Genomic DNA, 19,266 nt, shown 5'->3' on the forward strand with positions numbered 1-19,266 from the left:
GGCCGGTTGTCACCGACGACCACGCACTGGTTGATGAGGGGATGGGCCCGGAGCCAGTCCTCCAGGGGCGCGGGGAACTGCGCGACCAGCCCCCACAGGGGCCGCACTCAAAGACGACGCAGAAGCGCGGCCAGGGCCGCGTTGAACGCCTCCGGCTGTTCCAGGTTCGGCATGTGGGCAGCGCGCGGGACGACCTGGAGCGCGGAGCCCGGGATCGCCGCGTGCATGGCCCGCGCGTCCGCCACCGGCGTGTACTCGTCGTCCTCGCCAACCACCACCAGCGTCGGAACGGTGACGCGGGTCAGCAGTTCGCGGTAGTCGGGGCGTTCCGCCCGCCCCCGCAGGGCGGCCGCCGCGCCCTCGGGGGACGTGGCCGTCATCATGCGGTGCACATGGGCCGCCACGTCCGGGTGGGCGTACGGGGCGACCATTTTGTGCAGGACCTCGTCGGCGTACGGGCGCATGCCCTCGCGGAGCAGGCGGTCGGCCATGTCGTTGCGGGACTTCTTGCCGGCCGGGGTCTCGGCCGCCGGGAACGTGTCCGCCAGGACCAGCGCCCGGATGCGCCCGGGGAACTGCCGGTAGCACTCCATGACGATCTGGCCGCCCATGGAAAGACCGGCCAGCGCGAACTCGGGTACGTCCAGGTCGTCGAGGAGGGCCGCGATGTCCTCGGCGAACGTGGCGAGCGGGGTCACCCCGGGCACCACCGGGGACATGCCGTAACCGCGCAGGTCGGGGGCGATCACCCGGCGGTCCTGGGAGAAGGCGGCCAGCTGCGGGGCCCACATCGTGCGGTCGAAGGGGTGGCCGTGGATCAGGACAAGGGGCACGGAGGTTGAGGCATGCGCGCCTTTGTCCTCGTACAGGAGGAAGGGAGCCATGTTCATGACCCTAGATTCAGGGAACTCCTCGGTGCAATAAGATCTTTGCCCTCGGTGCAATCCAGGGAGGGGTGGCGTGGAGGACTATCGGCGTATCGCCGACCGGCTGGCCGAGGAGATCCTCACGGGGCGGCTGAAGGCCGGTGAACGGCTGCCGCCGCAGCGGGTGTTCGCGAAGCGGCGGCGCATCGCGGGGTCCACCGCCGGGCGCGTGTACGGGGAGTTGGTGCGGCGGGGCCTCGTCGTCGGGGAGGTCGGGCGCGGCACGTTCGTACGGGCGGCGCCGGTGCCGTCGGGGCAGGCCCTCGCCGAGCCGGCGACCACGGCGGCCGTCAACCTGGAGCTCAACTACCCGTCCTTGGAAGGGCAGTCGGAGCTGCTGGCCGGCGGACTCGTGCCGCTGCTGCGGGCCGATGTGCTGGGGGAGGCGACCCGTGCGGTGCCCGCCACCGGGACCGCCGCCGCGCGCGAGGCCGTCGCCGGGCTGCTGGCCGGATCGGGGTGGCGGCCCCACCCGGAGCAGCTCCTCTTCGCCGGGAACGCCCGGCAGGCCATCGCGGGCGCGCTCGCCTCGCTGGTGCGGCCCGGCGGGCGGGTCGGGGTCGAGGCGCTGACGTATCCGCTGGTCAAGGAGATCGCGGCGCGGATCGGATGCGTGCTCGTACCGCTGGAGACGGATGGGGAAGGGCTGCTGCCCGGGGCCGTCGCCGCCGCCCACCGCTCCGCGCCGCTCTCCGCCCTCTACGTCCAGCCGACCCTGCACAATCCCACCTCGGCCACGATGGGGGACGCGCGCAAGCGTGAACTCGCCGAGGTGGTGCGGGAGTCGGGGCTGCCGGTCGTGGAGGACCGGATCTGGTCGTTCCTGCACGAGGAGGGTGTGCCGTTCGCCGCGTACGCCCCCGAGCGCGTCCATGTCGTCGACGGACTGTCCAAGCGGGTCGCGCCCGGGCTGACCCTCGGCTTTCTCGTCGTGCCCGAGGGGCGCGCCGAGGCGGCGGCGGGGGCGCTGCGGTCGGGCGGGTGGACGGCGGGACGGTTCGCGCTGGAGGCGGGGACGCGGTGGATCCAGGACGGGGTCGTGGACCGGCTCGTCGCCGACCGGCGGGCGGACGCCGCCCGGCGGCAGCGGGTCGTCGCGGAACTGCTCGACGGATTCGCCGTACGCGCCGATCCGTCCGCGTACTACGCCTGGTGGGAGCTGCCGTCGCCGTGGCGCGCGGACACCTTCACGGCGGCCGCGTCGGCGCGCGGGATCGCGGTCACGCCGGGGTCCGCCTTCGCGGTGGGGGCGCAGGGGGCACCGGACGCCGTCAGGCTCGGGCTCGCGTCGGTTCCGGTGCCGGTGCTGGGGCAGGCGCTGCGGACGTTGCGCGACGTCGCGCGTGGTGGTCCATGAGCCAGGTCGCGGCGGCGACGGTGAGGCCGAGGGCCAGGATGAACCAGGTGGCCGTGCGAAGTGTCGAGGTCAGGGCGTCGTAGACGGTGCCGGCCGCCGCCCGGGAGACATGGGTGGGGAGGTCCGCGAGCGTCAGGGCGCGGCCGATGACCGTGGCGAGGGCCAGCAGGGCGGCGCCCAGGGCCATGCCGAGTGCCGTGGCCGTGACGGCCTGGCGGCGGCGTACGGCCAGCAGGATGCCGCCGACGGCCAGGGCGACCGCCGCGAGAGGGAGCCAGAAGCCCGCGATCTCCAGCACGTGGAACCCCTTTCGGAGCGTGCTCAGCTCCTGGGCCTCAAGGACCGTGACCTCGGTGTGCTCGACGGGGATGCGGTTCGCCAACGGCACCCGGTCGTAGGACAGCTGGGACTTCAGCTGCTGGGTGACGGGTGCCAGGTCGAGGGTGACGGCACCCTCGCGGCCGCTGCGCAGGGCCCGCAGGACGGCGTCGTGCGCGGCCCGGTTCGCCGTGTTCCAGGCCGCGCGGAAGGCCTCCGTACCGGTGAAGGACCGCACCGCCCTGCGTACGTACGCGCGGACCTCGCTCTCCAGCGGTCCGACCTCGATCTGGTTCATGACCCCGTCGGTGACCGAGTCGGCGATCGCGCTCTGTACGTCGGGACCGGCGGCGAGGGGCGCCATCGTGTCGACGTACCGTCCGGTGTCGCCGATCTCGTACTTCGCCCATGCCGAAAGCCCGCCCAGCGGCACGAGGACGCAGGCGAGCACGATCAGCACCGCCGAGAGGACTTTCCGCACCTCTCAAGGAAGAACCCCGGCCGCGCCCCCCGCCATCGGGGCACGGCCGGGGTGACTGCATCCGGGCCTGGATTGCGTTCTTCCGGGGGACGGACGGCGACCGTCCGGGCCTCCGGGAGAGCGTGTGGTGGTGGCACCGCGCTACTTGCGGTTGTAGAGCCGCATCGTGACCGGGCCGAAGACCGCGACGAACAGTCCGGCCCAGCCCAGCGACCACGCGATCTCCGCGGCCGGCCAGGAGCCGTCCATCAGACCGCGCACCGCCGAGGACAGATGGGTGATCGGGTTGTTGTTGACGAAGGCCTGCAGCCAGCCCGGCATCGTCTCGGGGCGGACGAAGATGTCGCTCAGGAAGGTCAGCGGGAACAGGATCATCATGCTGACGCCCATGACCGACTTCTCCGTGCGCAGCAGCAGGCCGAACATGGTCCACACCCAGGAGAAGGCGAAGGAGAAGACGATCAGGAGGAGCACCCCGCCGAGCACTCCCTGGAAGCCGCCGTCCGGGCGGAAGCCCATGATCAGGCCCACCGACAGCATCACGACCGACGCCATCGCGTAGCGCAGGGCGTCCCCGAGCAGATAGCCGACCAGCGTCGACGGGCGCCAGATGGGCAGCGAGCGGAAGCGGTCGAAGACACCCTTCTCGATGTCGATGTTGACCGCGAGGCCCGTGTACATCGTGATCATGGTGACGGACATGACGAGGATGCCGGGCAGCAGGTACTGGATGTACTCCCTCGGGGAGCCCGCCAGGGCCCCGCCGAACAGGTACGTGTACATCAGCACCAGCATGATCGGGAACGCCGTCACGTCGAAGAGCTGCTCGGGCACGTGCTTGATCTTCAGCATCGCCCGCCAGCCGAAGGTGAGGGACGTCTGGACCGCGTTCGGCCGCGGCGGGCGCTCGGTGGCGACGAGCAGCGCGGCCAGGCTCTCGGTACTGACCGGCGCGAGGTCGGCGGTGTCTGTGCCGTTGGTGGGCTTGGTCGCGGTGCTCATGCCGTGGCCTCTTTCGTCTGCTGCTTCGTCTGCGACTGCGATGACGTCTCTGCGTGGTCGGACTTGCCGGTGAGGGCGAGGAACACCTCGTCCAGGCTCGGCTGGCCCAGGGAGAAGTTGTCGACGGTGATGCCCGCGTGCGCCAGCTCGGCGAGGGCACGGGACGCCTTCTCGGCGGCCCCGGCCCCGTTCGACGAGCCGTTTCCGACCCGGGCGGTCAGCGCCACCGGGTCCGGCTCCAGCTGTACGTCCGCGTCGAGGGCCTGCCTCAGCAGCCGCTCGGCGTCCGGCCGCTGGTGCGCGTCCCGCAGCCGTACGTGCACGGCTCCCGCGCCGACCGACGCCTTCAGCTCGCCCTTGGTGCCCTCGGCGATGACCTTGCCCTTGTCGATGACGGCGATCCGGGACGCCAACTGGTCGGCCTCGTCCAGGTACTGGGTCGTGAGCAGGACCGTGGTCCCCTGGGCGACGACCGCCCGTACGATCTCCCACACCTGGTTGCGGCTGCGCGGGTCCAGGCCCGTCGTCGGCTCGTCCAGGAACAGCAGGTCGGGGGTGTTGAGGATGGACGCGGCGATGTCGATACGGCGCCGCATGCCGCCCGAGTAGTTCTTCACCTGGCGGGCCGCCGCCTCCGACAGGCCGAAGGCGTCGAGGAGTTGCGCCGCCCGGTCGTACGAGGCCTTCTTGCTGTGGCCCGTCAGCCGGGCCAGCAGCACGAGGTTCTCCGTGCCGGTGAGGTCCTCGTCCACCGAGGCGTACTGCCCGGTCAGGCTCACCCTGGTCCGTACGGCGTCCGCCTCCCGTACGACGTCGTGGCCGAAGACGTGGGCCTCGCCGCCGTCGGGGCGCAGCAGGGTCGCCAGCATGCGCACGGTGGTGGTCTTGCCGGCTCCGTTCGGACCGAGCAGGCCGTACACCGTGCCGGCCTCGATGCGCAGGTCCACGCCGTCGACGGCACGGTTGTCGCCGAAGGTCTTCACCAGACCCGCGGTCTCGATGGCCGGCCCGGCCCATTGGTCGGTGCGGTTCTTGCTCGTCATGTCGGTCCGCCCATCCGCGTCGTTCTCTCGGCTGCTCGTGGTGTTCGGGGTCTTCGAGTCTTCGAGTGCGCTCGCGTCGCTTCCGTGGCTCTCAAGCGTGCGTCCGCCGGCCTCGAAGAGCATCGGTCTGTCGATGCAGTTCTCGATCGGTCTCGGGATGCAGACCCCGCGGCGCACGAAAACTCATCGGTGGGGCGGCAGGAGATTTCCCCGTCGTTCTCCCTGGGCTCCGGTGGAGGGTTCACCCGAACGGGTGTTTCCTGGTTCTGGGGACGGAGGTGGGGAGAAGGAGGCCGATCATGGGCATCACTCCGGCCCTGCGGACCCTTGCGATCGCCCTGGTCAGCGGCGGTGTGCTGACGGTGGGAGCCGCCGGTACGGCTTCTGCCGGCACGGCGACGGCGGGCGGTACGGCGGCGGGCGGTGCGGCTCCCGGCGGTGCGGCTTCCGGTGGCTCGGCGGCGGGCAGTCCCGGAAGCGGCGGCTCGGAGGATCCGGTGTGGGGCACCGTCGTCTCCCGCGGCGACCTGAACGTGCGAGCCCATCCCGACACCGGCTCGGCCGTGCTCGGGCGGCTCTCGCCGGGCAGCCAGGACCGGGTCGCCTGTGTGGCGCGGGGCTCGCACGTGTTCGGCAACCCCCACTGGTACTGGCTCGTCGGGGCGCGTGCCTGGGCGAGCGCCGCGTTCGTGGACATCGGCGGGGCGGGGGTGCCGCGGTGCTCCGACCCCTGCGAGGGGGTCTGGAAGGACCGGTGGCACGACGGTTCGGGGGGCTGCAACGGCTGCGACGACGGTTCCTGGAGCTCCGCCGGCTCCTGGAGCGCGTCCGGTTCGTGGAGCTGGAGCTTCTCCGGCTCCTGGGACGCCTCGGGCTCGGGCTGGGAGTGGGTGCCCGGCGAGCGGTGAGTCCGAGGAGAACGGGTGGCCCGGGACGGGGAGATGTGGGTGAGGCCCGGGCCACCCGCACACGTACAACGGCCTGCGCCCGACGGGCACAGGCCGCTGTACGTCGTGTTCTTCGTTCGCCGGTTCAGTCCTCGGTCGTGTAGTAGCGGTAGAACACCACCGCGAACACGCCAGCGGCGATCACGAGGGAGATGCCCGAGGACTTGAGGACGCTGGCGTCCGTGAGGCTGTAGAGGAAGCCGAACGCGATGCCCGCGAACACCGCCCACGCGAGGGCCCTGGCCTCCCGGGGGAGGCGTGGGGCGACGGTGTGGATGCCCTGGGCGACCGCGGCGAACAGGACCGCCGAGACGACGCCCAGGAGGACGTTCCAGCCGGTGATCGGGCCCGAGTGGCGGTCGATGCCGGATGTCCAGAAGCCGTAGACGATGCCGCCGAGCGCCGGGATCGCGAGTTTCGCGGAGGCCGCGGCCGTTCTTGTGGCGGCGGGTGTGCGATGTGGTGCGGGTGCCACGTGAGTCATCGGGCACTCCTCTCTTTCGCCCCTGCCTTCCAGAGCACACCTGCGGGAGGGCCCTGGCAAGTCGTGTGCGATGTGCGGCCACCGGGCCCGCACCCGAGAGCGAGCCTGCGACAGCCGAGGTTCGGCCGAGGTGTGGCCGAGGTGCCGCCAAGGTGCCGCCAAGTAAGGAAGTCGGCGTGCGCCCGGCACCCGCTCGTGCTTCGCTGGGCGGGTGAGCGGCGCGGATCCGGCCCGCCGCGCCCGGCGGCAGCAGCTTCTCCGGGTACGCGGCCGCAGTGTGGCCTGGGTGCCGCCCCTTCTCCTGCTCGTGGCCATCGCGGTGGTCGACTGGAACACCTCGGGCGAGTTCAGGGTCATCTCCTGGATCGTCCTGGTACCCGGCATCGCGGCGGCGATCTGCGGCGTCCGGGGAACGGCCGCCTTCGCCGTGCTCGCCCTCCTCACGTACATCGAGGTCGACGCCTCCTGGCCGCACCAGGACCAGACCGGCCTGCCCGACTTCATCCTGGTCGCCATGGGCGGCGCCCTGGCGACCCTGGCGTGTGCCGTACGGGTCCGGGAGGAGCGGCGGATGCTGCACATGCGGGACGTGGCCGACACGACCCGCCGTACCGTGCTGCGCCCCCTGCCCACCCCGTGGGGCGGCCTCGACCACGCGTCCGTGTACCTCGCCGCCGACAGCGAGGCCCGCGTCGGCGGCGACTTCTACGACATCCAGCCCGGCCCGCACGGCACCCGGGTCCTCCTCGGGGACGTCCAGGGCAAGGGCCTGCCCGCGGTCGCGGCGGCCGCCGCCCTGCTGGGCACGTTCCGCGAGTCCGCGTACCACGAGGCCTCCCTGACCGTCGTCGCCGAACGGCTGGAGGTACGGATGGGCCGCCACCGCCAGTACGTCACGGACCTCGGCGAGGACCTGGACGGCGACCCGGCACGGGGTGTGGAGCGCTTCGCGACCGCGGTCCTGGTCGCCTTCCCGCCCCCGGGCTCCCCCGCGGGCCACGTCGAGGTCGTCAACTTCGGCCATGAACCCCCGCTGGTGGCGGGCCCGCGCGGCGTACGCGTCCTGCCGCCCGGCGACGGACTCCCGCTCGGTCTCTCCGGGCTGGCCGGGTCCGGCGCGGGCATCCCGCCCGTCCGCAGGGTCCCCCTCGCCGCAGACGAGACCCTCCTCCTCGTCACCGACGGCGTGACCGAGGCCCGCGACGCCGACGGCGTCTTCTTCCCCCTCCACGAACACGTGACCCGCGCCGTCTCCACCGACCCCACCACCGCCCACCCCGACCGCCTGGTGGAAATGGTCCGCGAAGGCACCCTCCACCACAGCACGGACCACGTGGCGGACGACACAACGATCTTCGCGGTGAGGCGGGCCCCGTAGGGGCGCGGGGCGGTGACACTGTGCGGCTCCGCCGCGTGGGCACGACCAGCCCCCACCGGGCCCGCAGAGGCCGAACAAACCCCCACCACCCACTCCCTATCGCCCCCACCCCAACACCCTTTGCACCCGCACCGGTTACCGTGCTGACCGTGGTGATCCAAGGGCAGGAGACAACGGCGATGCCAGGAACCGTATTGCTGCTCGCAGCGTCGCCGACAGGCAGGAGCTGCCTCGTGGACGCCGCGTCCGTACTCCCCGTACTCGCCGCCGTGGCCCCCTCCGTGCTCTCCGGCACGGACACGGCGAACGTCGTCGAACTGGCCGACCCCCTGGAACCGCAGGCCGTCCTCACCCGTCTGCGCGCCGCCGCGACGGCCCCCGGACCGCTCACGGTCTTCCTCACCGGCCAGCTCCAACTCGACCGCCGCCAACGGCTTCCGCACCTCGCGCTGGCCCGGACGACCGCGGCGACCGTCCGCTACACCGGCTTCCCCTGGCACTGGATCCGTGAGGAACTCAGGCTGCGTGCACCGGGCAGTACGGCGGTCCTCGTCGACCTGCACACGGACGCGGAGACCTGGCAGCACCTGGCCGCCCAGCCGCTCACCGTGGGACCGGGCACCCTGCTGTACGGCCGCGTCGCCCCGCCTCCGCCGCGACGGGCGGTGGCGTCGCCCACGTACATGAAGTCCGTGGCCACGATCCTCCGCAGCGGTCACCGTCCCCCGCTCGCGCACCTCCACCAGCAGGCGCTGACGCGGTCGTCGGGCGAGGACCCGGAGGCCGCCCGCCGGGACATCGTGCTGGCGGTCGACCCCACGCAGCCCATGTCGGCCACACCGCCCGCACAGCCGCCCATGCGGCCCGTACCCGGGTTCCGGCCGGCGCCGCCCCCTCCCGTACCCGTACAGGTGTCCCTGCCGGTATCCGTGCCTGCCCCCGCTTCCCCCGTGGCCCCTCCGCCCCCGCCCTCCGACCCCCACGCGGAGATCACCGCCGCCGTCGAGAGCGGCAGGCACGCCGAGGCCGCGGAGCTGGCCGGGCGGCGGGAGCAGGAAGCGCTGCGGGCGCACGGGCCCGGGGCCGACGAGGTCGTGCACTGGATGGAAGTACGGGCGGATCTGGCCATGTTCGCGGGGGACGCGGAGCTCAGCTGCCGGATCTGGCTGGCGGTGGCCGACGTACGGCTGGCCGCGGGACAGGAGCCGGGTGCCCCCGGTGTCGAGGCGGCCGTGGACCGCGCGCATCACCAGTGGGGCCGGATCGGCGACTCCGCGCGGGCCCGTGAGCTCGGGCCCGCGCTGGCCGACCTGCGTCTGCGCGTTCCGGGGCGTCGACAGGGGGCGCTGGACGATGTCCAGCGGAACCTCAGCCGGCTTCAGGCACAGGTCTGACGAGGCGGCCTGGGCGTGCCGGTGGCCAGGGGCGCACCTGCGGGCAGCGGGTAACGCGTGCTACCGGGCAAACATCTCCAGCGCCCCCGACACCAGCGTCCGTACGCCCGGCCCGACCGTCGCCAGATCGGGTGCGAAGTGCGGGCTGTGGTTGCTGGGCACGGCGGCGAGCTGTTCCATCAGGTCGCCCCCGGCCGCGCTTCCCGCCGCGTCCCACACCTCGGCGGGTGTGCTCGTCACGAACCAGTAGGCGTACGGGAGTCCGCCCTCGGCGAGGAGCGGGAAGTCCTCGCTGCCCATGACGGGCCCGAAGTCGAGGACCGTGCCCGCGCCGAACACCTCGCCGTGCACGGCGGCCACCCGGCGGTCGGTGTCGGCGTCGTTCACCGTGATCGGGAAGCTGCCGCCGACCGTCACCGTGGGCTCGCGCAGGCAGCCCGCCGCCGCGCACTCGCCCGCCACGATCCGCCGGATCGCGGCCAGCATCCGGTCCCTCACCTCGGCGGACTGCGTACGGAGGTTGAGGGAGATGTGCGCCGCGGCCGGGATGATGTTGTGCCGCGTGCCCGCCTCGATCCGGCCGACCGTGAGCACGGCGGATTCGCGGGCGGCGACCTCCCGCGAGACGACCGTCTGCAGCCTCGTCACGATGTACGCGGCCGTCACCACCGGGTCCACGGTCGCCTCGGGCCGCGAGCCGTGCCCGCCCACCCCGTGCACGACGATGTCGACGTCCGTCGAGGCCGACATGATCAGTCCGGGCGAGTGCGCGTACAGCCCGGCGGGACCGGGTGCCGCGTGCTGGGCGAGCAGGACGTCGGGGCGCGGAAAACGTTCGTACAGGCCGTCGTCGACCATCGCGGCGGCGCCCTCGCCGGTCTCCTCGGCGGGCTGGCCGACGACCAGCAGCGTGCCCTTCCAGGTGTCGCGCCCGGCGGCGAGCGCGTCGGCGGCGCCGGTCAGCCAGGTGACGTGCAGGTCGTGACCGCAGGCGTGCATGACCCCGGGAGTCTCGGACGCGTACGGCAGTCCGGTCTCCTCGGCGACCGGCAGCGCGTCCATGTCGCCGCGCAGCAGGACGGTCGGCCCGTCGCCGTTGCGCAGCATCCCGACGACTCCGGTGCCGCCGATGCCGTCCACCGTCTCGTACCCGGCCCCGGTGAGGCGCTCGGAGAGCCTCGCGGCCGTCCGGTGCTCCTGCCCCGACAACTCGGGATGGCGGTGCAGATCCCGGTAGAGATCCTCGAGAGCCGGGACCGGGAGGTCGGCGGTGAGGTCCAGCGCTGTGCGTGCGGCGGGAGAGGTCACCGGGCCAGGGTATGTCCGTACGCCGCCGCGTGGGCCTGGACGGGAGCGGCCGCCGGCATCGCGGGCGCCGTTGAACCGGCTGCGCGAACCGGATACGCGAACCGGCTGTCAGAGGCGAGTCGTACGGTCGTGTCATGGCAGCCGGAATCGATCTGACCCTCGACTGCGCGGACGCGCGGCTCCTCGCCGAGTTCTGGAAGACGGCCCTCGGGTACGTCGACGAGCCGCCGCCCGCTCCCTTCAAGACGCGTGAGGAATGGCTCGCGCAGTTCGAGCTGCCGGAGGACGAATCCGAGGACGACGCGGCCTGGCTCTGCGATCCCGAGGGCGTCGGGCCCCGGCTCTCCATCCTCAAGGTCCCCGAGCCGAAGACGGCGAAGAACCGCCTCCACATCGACATCCGTGTGCCGGGGCACGGCAGCCCGGCCGAGCGGTGGGCGCGGATCAGAACGGAGGCCGGGAGGCTGGTGGAGGCGGGCGGGACGGTCCTCGTGGAGTTCGACGGGCATCACGTGGTGATGGCGGATCCGGAGGGCAACGAGTTCTGCGTGGCCGCGGCGGCGGCCTCGGCATGACGCTCGGCGTCATGCGGTCGTCGTGACGCGGTCGTCGTGACGTGTTTCTTCAAGACCGCCGTCCGCGGGCGCTCCTAGACTCCGGGCATGGATGAGATCGAGCTGCTTTCGGGTGTTCTGTCCAAGACCGGTGACCTCATCGAGGGCGTCGAGCCCGGGCGGCTGGGTGCTCCGACGCCGTGCGAGGACTACGACGTCGAGACGCTGGTCGACCATCTCGTCGGCTGGCTGCTGCTGTTCGAGGCCCGCTGCCACGGCCGCGAATACGACGCCGACCCCGCGCGGTACCGGTCGGGGGCGGACCCCGCAGGTGAGTTCCGGGCCGCGGCGGCCGGACTGGTCGCCGGATGGGAGAAGTACGGCTTCGACCGCGAGGTGGGAGTGACCGGCGACGCCAGGCTGCCCGCCGCCATGGTGCTCAACATGACCCTCATGGAGTTCACGGTCCACGGCTGGGACCTGGCGGTGGCCACGGGCCGGCCGGTCCCGTACTCGGAGGAGGAGGCGGCGGAGATCCTGACCCGAGCGGAGGCCACCCTCCCACCCCAGTACCGAGGCGAGGGCATGCCTTTCGGCGACATCGTCCCGGTGGCGGGGGACGCCCCGGCCACCGACCGCCTGGCGGGTTTCCTGGGCCGCGATCCAGCAGCCTGGGCGCCCCGCGCCCCTTAGGGGGGCTGTATCGATATGCGGCTCCGCCGCGTGGGCGCGCTCAGCCACAACGAACCGTCACGTCAAAAACCGCACCCCGCGGAGCGTCACAGCGGCGGGTGGGCCGGCGCCGGCCCGAGCGTGGTCGTACCCGGCGCCGTACGGTGGCCGAGCCCCGTGCGATACGCATCCAACGCCGCCTCGATCCGCCCCGTACGCCGCAGCAGATCCCCCAGCAACCGGCACAGGTCGGCCAGGTCGCCCGCCGCGCCGGCCCGTTCGAGGAGGCTGAGCGCGCGCACGTAGTGCTCCTCGGCGGTCTCCGTGTCCCGGGCGTCCTCCGCGATGATGCCGAGCAGCCGGTGCGCGGCCGCCGAGTGGACGGCCCCGCGCTCCGAACTCAGGTCCCCGAGCACGTCGTGGAGCAGGGCCGCCGCCTCGTCCGACTTCCCGCGCCGGTGCAGCACGTCCGCCAGTTCCACGGCGACCTGGCTGGTGTAGAGCGTGGCGCGCTGCGCGGAGTGCATGGCCTGCGCCTCGCGCAACTCGCCCTCCGCGCGCTCCATGTCGCCGTTCTGCGCGTGCATGTACCCGCGCATCCAGTGGCAGTTGGCGAGTTCCGTACGGATCTGGAGCTGGCGGTACAGCTCCGCCGCCTTGCCCAGGGAGGCGTCCGCCTCGGCGATGCGGCCCTCGGCGATCATCGTGCGGGCGACGGACCGGTGCATTCGGGCCAGCAGCGCGGGGTCGCCGACCTGGGGGGCCAGCGCGAGTGCGTACTCGGCGGCCTGCGCGGCCCGCGCGTGCGCTCCCATGTCCATGTACGGGGCGATGATCGCCGCGTAGAGCAGCAGCAGGGCGTCCGGGTCGTGCAGCCCGCCACGATTGAGCTCGTCGATCGTGGATTCCAGCAGGTAGCAGGAGTACCGGAGTTCGCCCGCGAGGTAGTGCGAGACGGCCCGGCCGCGCAGGGCCGGGACCCGGACGGGCAGCGGGGCGTCGGCGAGTCGCTTCTCCGACTCCTCGAAACGCAGCCGGGCCGTTCCCAGATCCCCGGTGGCCAGGGCGCATTCGCCGAGGCCGAGGAGCGCGGCCGCGCACTCGGCGTTCAGCCCGTGCGACTCCGCCTCGGCGAGCAGCGCGGTGTACTGCTCGGCGGCGACCTCCGCCTCGCCGGTCGCCAGCGTCCGCTGGGCGTCGGTGAGCCGCAGCCGCAGGTCCGTGGCGAGGTGCGCGGGCCGCCCGGTGGCGAGCTCCTCGTACGCGACCCCGAGCCGCTCCGCGATGTGCCGCAGCGCCTCTTCGGAGGGCCGTACGCGGCCCGCCTCCAGCGTGGAGACGTACGCGGGTGTGTAGGCGGGTTCCGCCAACTGCTTCTGTGTCAGCCCGCGTTCCGTACGCAGCTGCTGCACTCTGCGCCCGATGATTCCCGGGTCGTCGCGCTCGGCCATGGCGTAAGCATGCCAGTAAGTCGACTTACACCCGCACGCTATTCAACTTCCCGTTGCAAGAGGGCAGTTAAGGCGGGCGGGCGGGCCGCCGATCGGCTCAATGCGGCCCTTGCCCCGGAGGCGAACACGCCCTAGGTTAAGCGGCGCGTTAAGCGCACGATGACGCAGACTTAATACGCTGGCCTACGTTGACGATGCGAGGTTGTCGCCGTGTTCCGACGCATTGCCACGCGCTTCTTCCCTGCTCGGTTCGTGACCGCGCTGGGGGCCGCCGTGATCGCTTTCGCCGCGCTGATCAGTGCCGCGGAGGCGGGGCCGCACTAGCCCCGCCTCGTGTTGTTCGTTGGGTGCGGGCCGGTGGGGGCTGGTCGCGCCCACGCGGCGGAGCCGCCAAATGTCACAGCCCCGCGCCCCTGAAAGCCAGGGGCTGCGCCCCTGAAGGCTGAAGAGACGGGGCTGCGCCCCCTCCTCATGGCGGCCAGTGTGCCCGCGGATCGCCTGGACAGAGGCTAGTTCTCCAGGCGGACCGGCATCAGGAGCGAGAAGGTGTCCTCGGTGTCGGGCCGTCGGACGGCCAGGGGCGCCGTGGGAGCGCCGAACTCCAGCACCAGTCGGTCACGGGCCCCGGCGGCGAGCGCGTGCAGCAGGAACTCCCGGTTGACGGCGACGTGGTTCCGGCCGGTGCCCCCCTCTTCGTCCTCTCCCCCTTCCTCGCCGTCCGCGCAGACGGTCACGGTGCCGTCGGCCGTCGGCTTGAGCACGCTGAGGTCGCAGGGCACGCCGTCGGGCCCGGGCGTCTCGCTCGTACGGACGGGTCCGGTCTCCAGCGCCTCGCGGAACGCCGGTACGTCGACGACCGCGCGGCGCCCGGCCGGCAGGCGGACGAGACGACGGTAGTCGGGGAAGTCGTGGTCGAGGCACTGCCCGGCCGCCTGCCGGTCCCCGGCCTCCAGCGTCACGCGGTCACCGTCCACGGAGAGCCGGACGGGTTCCCCGCCGTCCTCACCGCTCAGCAGCGCCCGCATCGCGTCGGCGAGCGGGGCGGGCACGATGACCTGTTCACGAGCCCCGTCGTGCCCGGTGGCGCGGCTCTGCGCGACGGCCATCCGGTACCGGTCGGTGGCCACGACCCGAAGTGCCTCGCCCTCGATGTCGAACAGGACACCGCCGAGCATCGGCAGCTCCGGGTCGGTACCGGCGGCGAAGCGGACGGCGTCCAGCGCGGCGGCCAGTTCGGCCGCGGGGACGGTGAGCCGGACGGCGGCGGTGCGGAGCGATGTCATGGGTTTCTCCCTGCCTTCGAGTAGCGCTCGGACCGCGGAGAACTCGCTGCGGGCATCGGACAACCCCCGTTCGAGTCGGCGCAGATGCGCCTGGAGCAGCTTCCGTACGAGGTCGGTGTCCGCGCCGGACCAGCCGGCCAGCACCAGCCGGATGTCGGGCAGGGGCATACCGGCCCGGCGCAGCCGCGTCAGCAGGCGCGCCTCCTCGCACTGCCCGGGGCCGTACCAGCGGTAGCCGCTCACCGGATCCACCCAGGCGGGGACCAGCACCCCGGCACGGTCGTAGAACCGCAGGGCGCTCACACTCAGCCCGCTGTCCCGGGCCATCTCCCCGATACTGCGCATCTCGCTCTCCACATCCGGAACTCTGGGCCCTGCACAAGGTCGAGGGTCAACAACCCCGCTGACAGCCCGCACCGGGCGAAAACGCAGACCCCGCACAGAACCACCGGTTAGCCTGCGCGAACGTACGACGGGCGAGGCGGGGGCGGGAAGCAAGGCGCGTGGAGACAAGGGGCGTGGAGACGCGGGGCGCGGACCTCGGCGGCGCGGACACGAGTGGTGCCGGGAACCGGCGGCGTGTGGCCGACGGGGCACGGCTGGTGGTCCGGGCGCTGGTGTACGCGGTGGTCGGCGGGGTCGCGCTGGTCGTCATCGCCACCGTCGGGTCCGTACTCGGGCCGATGGTCGCGCTCGACATCGCGACGCCTGCCATGGCCGCCTGGTGGACCGTGTTCACGGCGGTCGCCGTGCAGGGCATCCCCTTCCTTCTCCTCGGCACGGTGGTGTCGGCGGCGATCGGGGCGTTCGTACCGGAGCGGGTCTTCAGACGCGTACTGCCGAAGAACCCGGCGCTCGCCGTGCCCGTCGCGGGCGCGGCCGGGGCCGTGCTGCCCGGGTGCGAGTGCGCGTCGGTCCCCGTGGCCGACAGCCTGATGCGACGCGGGGTCGCACCGGCGGCGGCGCTGGCCTTTCTCCTCTCGGCCCCCGCGATCAACCCGGTGGTGCTCGTCGCCACCTCCATTGCCTTCCCGGGGAACCCGGCCATGGTCGGCGCCCGGCTCGTTGCCTCGCTCGCCACCGCCGTGGTGATGGGGTGGCTGTGGGTGCGGTTCGGCAAGGAGGAGTGGCTGCCGGGGGTCGCCGCCCGGCGTAAGGGCGGAGCAGAGGAGGGGACCACGGGGGGCCCGGGCGGCTGGCGGGGCTTCCGGGACGGACTTCAGCACGACTTCCTGCACGCCGGAGGCTTTCTCGTGCTGGGCGCGGCGGCCGCGGCGACGTTCAACATCCTGGTGCCGCGGTCTCTGCTGGACGTGTTCACCGGTTCGCCCTGGCTCTCGGTGCTGCTGCTCGCCGTCCTCGCCGTGGTGCTGTGCGTGTGTTCCGAGGCGGACGCCTTCGTGGCCGCCTCACTGACCGGGTTCTCGCCGACGGCCCGGCTCGCTTTCATGGTCGTCGGCCCGATGGTCGACCTGAAGCTCATCGCCCTCCAGGCGGGGACTTTCGGGCGGGCGTTCGCGGTTCGGTTCTCGGCCGTCACATGGGTGGTGGCCGTGGTGAGCAGTGGGGTGGTGGGCTGGTGGCTGCTGTGACGACCCGACCGGCGCGTACGCGTCTGCGGCTGCGTCCGCAGGGCGTGCTGCTCATCCTGTGCGGCGCCGCCCTCCTCCGGATCGCCCTCTTCAGCGAGCTGTACCTGCGCTATGTGAAGGAGGGCCTGCGCCCGTACCTGGTGATCTCGGGCGTGGCACTGATCGTGCTGGGCCTGGTGGGCATGATCCGCCGGGTCCACGAGGAGGACGAGCAGGACCACGAGGCCCACGAGGAAGACGCCCACGAGGAGGCCCGCGCAGAGCATGATCCAGACGCCCACTCCGGGCAGGACCACAACCACAACCACGACCACGACCACACCCGCAACCCGCGCATCGCCTGGCTCCTGACCGCCCCCGCCCTCGCTCTCCTCCTCTTCCCGCCGCCCGCGCTCGGCTCGTACAGCGCGGGCCGCGAGGAGGCCAGGGTCGCCGCCCAGGGCACCGGCACCTTCCCCGAACTGCCGGCCGGGGACCCCGTCGACCTGACACTCGGCGCGTTCGCCTCCCGCGCGGAGTGGGACACCGGGGCGTCCATGAAGAACCGCACGGTCCGCCTCACCGGCTTCGTGACCCGCGACGACGACGGCACCTGGTACATCGCCCGCCTCCTCGTCACCTGCTGCGCCGCCGACGCGCAGGCGCTGAAGGTCGAGATCCGCGGAGCGGCCGCCCCCGCCGCCGACGCCTGGGTGACCGTCACGGGCACCTGGCACCCGACGGGCAAACCGGGCTCCGACACCGCCCGCCCCGTCCTGGACGCCGCATCCGTGAAACGAATCCCGGCGCCATCGGATCCGTACGAGAAGCGTTGAGCGTTGTGTGTCGAGTGCCGGTCGGTGGGGGCCGGTCGCGCCCACGCGGTGGAGCCGCACATGTCACAGCCCCGCGCCCCTAAAGGGGCTTCGCCCCTGGGCGAGGCTTCGCCCACCCCGGTGGCAGCCAGCCCAGTTGGTTCGGTTCGTCCGGGGTGGGTTTGGTGCGGGCCAGGAGGATGGCTACGTCGTCTTCCGAGGCGGTGGGGTCGAGGTGGGTGATGACGGTGTCGAGGAGGGTGGGGAGGGGGGCCGTCGGGGTGATGGGGAGGGTGGCGAGGATGTGGAGGCCTGTTTCGATGTCGCGGTCGCGGCGTTCGACCAGGCCGTCGGTGCACAGGAGGAGGACGGAACCCGGGGGGAGCGGGACCGTGGTGGCCGCGAAGGAGCCGAGGCCCACGCCCAGGGGTGGGGCGACGGGGAGGCTGAGGAGGGTGCGGGTGCCGTCCGGGGTGACGAGGAGCGGGGGGATGTGACCCGCGTTGGAGAAGGTGGCGCGCTCCCGGCGGGGGTCGAGGAGGGCGAGGAGACAGGTTGCCACCCGGTCCAACTCCAGGGTGAGCGCCGTGCGTTCGGCCTGCAGGAGGATGAAGTCGGGGCTGCTGCCCTGGATGGCCAGGGTGCGGAGGACCGAGCGGTACTCGCTCATCGCCGCCGCCGCTCGGACTCCGTGGCCCATGACGTCGCCCACCACCAGCAGCGTGCGGTCGTGGGGGAGCGCCAGCGTGTCGAACCAGTCGCCGCCCACCTCCGCCCCCGAGCCCGCCGGGAGGTAGCGGCCCAGGGTTTCGACGCCGGGGCCCGTGACCGTGGGCGCGTTCAGGAAGGCCCGCTGCATCTCCAGGGCCGTCTCGTGTTCCCGCGTGTAGCGGACCGCGTGGGCGATGCCGGTGGCGGCCCGGTCGGTGAGGTCCCCCAGCAACTCGGTGTCCGTGGCCGTCAGCCGGGGGGAGTCGCCGGCGCGGAACACCATCACCGCGCCCACCAGTTCCTCGTGGACCGCGAGCGGGAGATAGATCCCCGAGTGCGCGCCCATCCGCAGGAGGTGCTGCTTTCGTTCGGGTGACGGCGAGAACTGGCGCATGGCCTCGTCGTCGGGGTGGCTGAGGACCAGCGGGCGCCGGTCGGCCAGTACATGGGCCATCGGGGAGCCCGCCCGGTGGACCACGAACTCGTCGAGACGGCCGAGCGGGGAGGACACCTCCGTCAGGTCCGGGGTGGTGGCCAGCGCGATGCGGCGCAGACGCAGCGGGTAGTTCTCCGACGGCACCCGGGGCGTGCCCTCCGGGTCGACCACGTCCACCGCCGCGTAGTCCGCGAAGCGCGGGACCAGCAGGTCCGCGAGCGCCTGGCAGGCCTGGCGGAGGTCGAGTGTCGCGCCGGTGGCGCGGTTCGCCTCGTCGAGCAGGGCCATCCGGTTGCCCGCCCGTACGAGGTTCTCGCGGCCGCGCAGCGCGTCGGTGACCTCCAGGACGACGCCCGCCACCCCGAGGATCTCGCCGGACGACGTCGACAGCCGGTGGTAGGCGCCCAGCCACCACCGGTTGTCCCCCGCCCCGTCGGCGGGGGTCTGCCCGCCCACCGTGACGACCTGCGGCACCCCCGTGCGCAGCACCTGTTCGAGCAGTTGCTCCGACGCCTCCAGGTCCGGCAGGAGGTCCGGCAGCCGGCGGCCGATGTGGTCGGCTGCCGGGACGCCGTTGAGGAGGGCCAGCGCGTCGTTGACGTAGAGGTAGCGCAGGTCCCGGTCCAGGACGGCGACACCGGCCGGGCAGCCGTCGAGGATCCGCCGGGCCAGGGTCAGCTCCGCCAGCAGCCGCTCCGCGTGCTCCCCCACCCCCTCGGCACGGTCCACCGCGTTCGCGATCGCCGCCAGCTCCGCCTGGGTGAGCAGGATGCGCGGGGTGGGCTGGACCTGGTCACCGGGCACCCTCCCACGGCACCACGCCGCCACCCTGCCCACCAACGGGCGGCGCCGTCCGGGTGACGTCGAACACGAACACGGACACGGCTCTGACTTCGTCCCTGGTCCCGGCCTTGGCTCCGGCCTGGTCCCGTCCCGGCCTTGGCTCCGGCCCGTCCCGGCCTTGGCTCCGGCCCGGCCCGGCCCTGGCCTCGGCCTTGGCTCCGGCCCGGCCCTGGCCTCGGCCTTGGCTCCGGCCCGGTCCTGGCCTCGGCCTTGGCTCCGGCCCGGTCCTGGCCTCGGCCTTGGCTCCGGCCCGGTCCTGGCCTCGGCCTTGGCTCCGGCCCGGTCCTGGCCT

The 19,266-nt window shown here is 72.8% G+C and carries 17 protein-coding genes and 1 pseudogene; 8 read left to right on the plus strand and 10 right to left on the minus strand.

What is annotated here, in order from left to right:
* Nucleotides 1-74: pseudogene (locus tag ACZ5VQ_RS12500) on the minus strand (hypothetical protein); the annotation flags it as partial.
* 33 nt (nucleotides 75-107) lie between these two features.
* Entirely contained in the window at nucleotides 108-884 is a 777-nt protein-coding gene (locus tag ACZ5VQ_RS12505; RefSeq protein WP_469104838.1) for an alpha/beta fold hydrolase, read from the minus strand.
* A 76-nt stretch (nucleotides 885-960) separates the two neighbouring features.
* Here ACZ5VQ_RS12505 and ACZ5VQ_RS12510 point away from each other — a divergent pair, with 76 nt between their 5' ends.
* Nucleotides 961-2,283: an aminotransferase-like domain-containing protein gene (locus tag ACZ5VQ_RS12510; protein ID WP_469104839.1), complete on the plus strand. Its 1,323-nt coding sequence runs from the start codon at nucleotides 961-963 to the stop codon at nucleotides 2,281-2,283.
* Here ACZ5VQ_RS12510 and ACZ5VQ_RS12515 read toward each other — a convergent pair.
* From ACZ5VQ_RS12515 to ACZ5VQ_RS12525, 3 genes are all read right to left on the minus strand, one after another.
* Nucleotides 2,198-3,082: a hypothetical protein gene (locus tag ACZ5VQ_RS12515; RefSeq protein ID WP_469104840.1), complete on the minus strand. Its 885-nt coding sequence runs from the start codon at nucleotides 3,080-3,082 to the stop codon at nucleotides 2,198-2,200. The two genes, ACZ5VQ_RS12510 and ACZ5VQ_RS12515, sit on opposite strands and share 86 nt — an antisense overlap.
* Before the next feature lie 141 nt (nucleotides 3,083-3,223).
* Complete coding sequence (locus ACZ5VQ_RS12520) at nucleotides 3,224-4,084, minus strand: ABC transporter permease (RefSeq protein ID WP_469104841.1); 861 nt, start codon at nucleotides 4,082-4,084, stop codon at nucleotides 3,224-3,226.
* On the minus strand, nucleotides 4,081-5,127 hold the full coding sequence (locus tag ACZ5VQ_RS12525; RefSeq protein ID WP_469105016.1) for an ATP-binding cassette domain-containing protein: 1,047 nt from the start codon (nucleotides 5,125-5,127) through the stop codon (nucleotides 4,081-4,083). The genes ACZ5VQ_RS12520 and ACZ5VQ_RS12525 overlap by 4 nt, the downstream gene beginning before the upstream one ends.
* Before the next feature lie 299 nt (nucleotides 5,128-5,426).
* Here ACZ5VQ_RS12525 and ACZ5VQ_RS12530 point away from each other — a divergent pair, with 299 nt between their 5' ends.
* The gene (locus tag ACZ5VQ_RS12530) at nucleotides 5,427-6,035 is read left to right on the plus strand and encodes an SH3 domain-containing protein (RefSeq protein ID WP_469104842.1); all 609 of its coding nucleotides are present in this window, start codon (nucleotides 5,427-5,429) and stop codon (nucleotides 6,033-6,035) included.
* A 124-nt stretch (nucleotides 6,036-6,159) separates the two neighbouring features.
* Here the strand turns inward: ACZ5VQ_RS12530 and ACZ5VQ_RS12535 are convergent, their stop codons facing one another.
* Nucleotides 6,160-6,558: a hypothetical protein gene (locus ACZ5VQ_RS12535; RefSeq protein WP_469104843.1), complete on the minus strand. Its 399-nt coding sequence runs from the start codon at nucleotides 6,556-6,558 to the stop codon at nucleotides 6,160-6,162.
* Between the two features lie 211 nt (nucleotides 6,559-6,769).
* Here ACZ5VQ_RS12535 and ACZ5VQ_RS12540 point away from each other — a divergent pair, with 211 nt between their 5' ends.
* Both ACZ5VQ_RS12540 and ACZ5VQ_RS12545 read left to right on the plus strand, forming a co-directional pair.
* A complete protein-coding gene (locus ACZ5VQ_RS12540) occupies nucleotides 6,770-7,936 on the plus strand; it encodes a PP2C family protein-serine/threonine phosphatase (RefSeq protein ID WP_469104844.1) in 1,167 nt (388 codons plus the stop codon).
* Nucleotides 7,937-8,115: 179 nt separating this feature from the next.
* The gene (locus tag ACZ5VQ_RS12545; protein WP_469104845.1) at nucleotides 8,116-9,330 is read left to right on the plus strand and encodes a hypothetical protein; all 1,215 of its coding nucleotides are present in this window, start codon (nucleotides 8,116-8,118) and stop codon (nucleotides 9,328-9,330) included.
* Between the two features lie 60 nt (nucleotides 9,331-9,390).
* Here the strand turns inward: ACZ5VQ_RS12545 and ACZ5VQ_RS12550 are convergent, their stop codons facing one another.
* Nucleotides 9,391-10,638, minus strand: a complete 1,248-nt coding sequence (locus tag ACZ5VQ_RS12550) for an amidohydrolase (protein ID WP_469104846.1) — start codon at nucleotides 10,636-10,638, stop codon at nucleotides 9,391-9,393.
* 134 nt (nucleotides 10,639-10,772) lie between these two features.
* Between ACZ5VQ_RS12550 and ACZ5VQ_RS12555 the strand changes: the two genes are divergently transcribed.
* Both ACZ5VQ_RS12555 and ACZ5VQ_RS12560 read left to right on the plus strand, forming a co-directional pair.
* A complete protein-coding gene (locus ACZ5VQ_RS12555) occupies nucleotides 10,773-11,213 on the plus strand; it encodes a VOC family protein (protein WP_469104847.1) in 441 nt (146 codons plus the stop codon).
* 87 nt (nucleotides 11,214-11,300) lie between these two features.
* Complete coding sequence (locus ACZ5VQ_RS12560; RefSeq protein ID WP_469104848.1) at nucleotides 11,301-11,885, plus strand: TIGR03086 family metal-binding protein; 585 nt, start codon at nucleotides 11,301-11,303, stop codon at nucleotides 11,883-11,885.
* Between the two features lie 86 nt (nucleotides 11,886-11,971).
* On the opposite strand, the gene ACZ5VQ_RS12565 is transcribed toward ACZ5VQ_RS12560, so the two are convergent.
* Together ACZ5VQ_RS12565 and ACZ5VQ_RS12570 are read right to left on the minus strand one after the other, a co-directional pair.
* Entirely contained in the window at nucleotides 11,972-13,315 is a 1,344-nt protein-coding gene (locus tag ACZ5VQ_RS12565; RefSeq protein ID WP_469104849.1) for a helix-turn-helix domain-containing protein, read from the minus strand.
* 509 nt (nucleotides 13,316-13,824) lie between these two features.
* Entirely contained in the window at nucleotides 13,825-14,943 is a 1,119-nt protein-coding gene (locus ACZ5VQ_RS12570; protein WP_469104850.1) for a DNA polymerase III subunit beta family protein, read from the minus strand.
* 173 nt (nucleotides 14,944-15,116) lie between these two features.
* On the opposite strand from ACZ5VQ_RS12570, the gene ACZ5VQ_RS12575 reads away from it, so the two are divergent.
* Together ACZ5VQ_RS12575 and ACZ5VQ_RS12580 are read left to right on the plus strand one after the other, a co-directional pair.
* Nucleotides 15,117-16,190: a permease gene (locus ACZ5VQ_RS12575; protein ID WP_469104851.1), complete on the plus strand. Its 1,074-nt coding sequence runs from the start codon at nucleotides 15,117-15,119 to the stop codon at nucleotides 16,188-16,190.
* Nucleotides 16,191-16,213: 23 nt separating this feature from the next.
* Nucleotides 16,214-17,005, plus strand: a complete 792-nt coding sequence (locus tag ACZ5VQ_RS12580) for a TIGR03943 family putative permease subunit (RefSeq protein WP_469105017.1) — start codon at nucleotides 16,214-16,216, stop codon at nucleotides 17,003-17,005.
* Between the two features lie 79 nt (nucleotides 17,006-17,084).
* On the opposite strand, the gene ACZ5VQ_RS12585 is transcribed toward ACZ5VQ_RS12580, so the two are convergent.
* Nucleotides 17,085-18,935 carry a SpoIIE family protein phosphatase gene (locus ACZ5VQ_RS12585; protein ID WP_469104852.1) on the minus strand — a complete coding sequence of 617 codons (1,851 nt, stop codon included), beginning with the start codon at nucleotides 18,933-18,935 and terminating at the stop codon, nucleotides 17,085-17,087.
* Nucleotides 18,936-19,266: the final 331 nt, after the last annotated feature.

This window comes from Streptomyces sp. NPDC033178 (assembly GCF_055577685.1).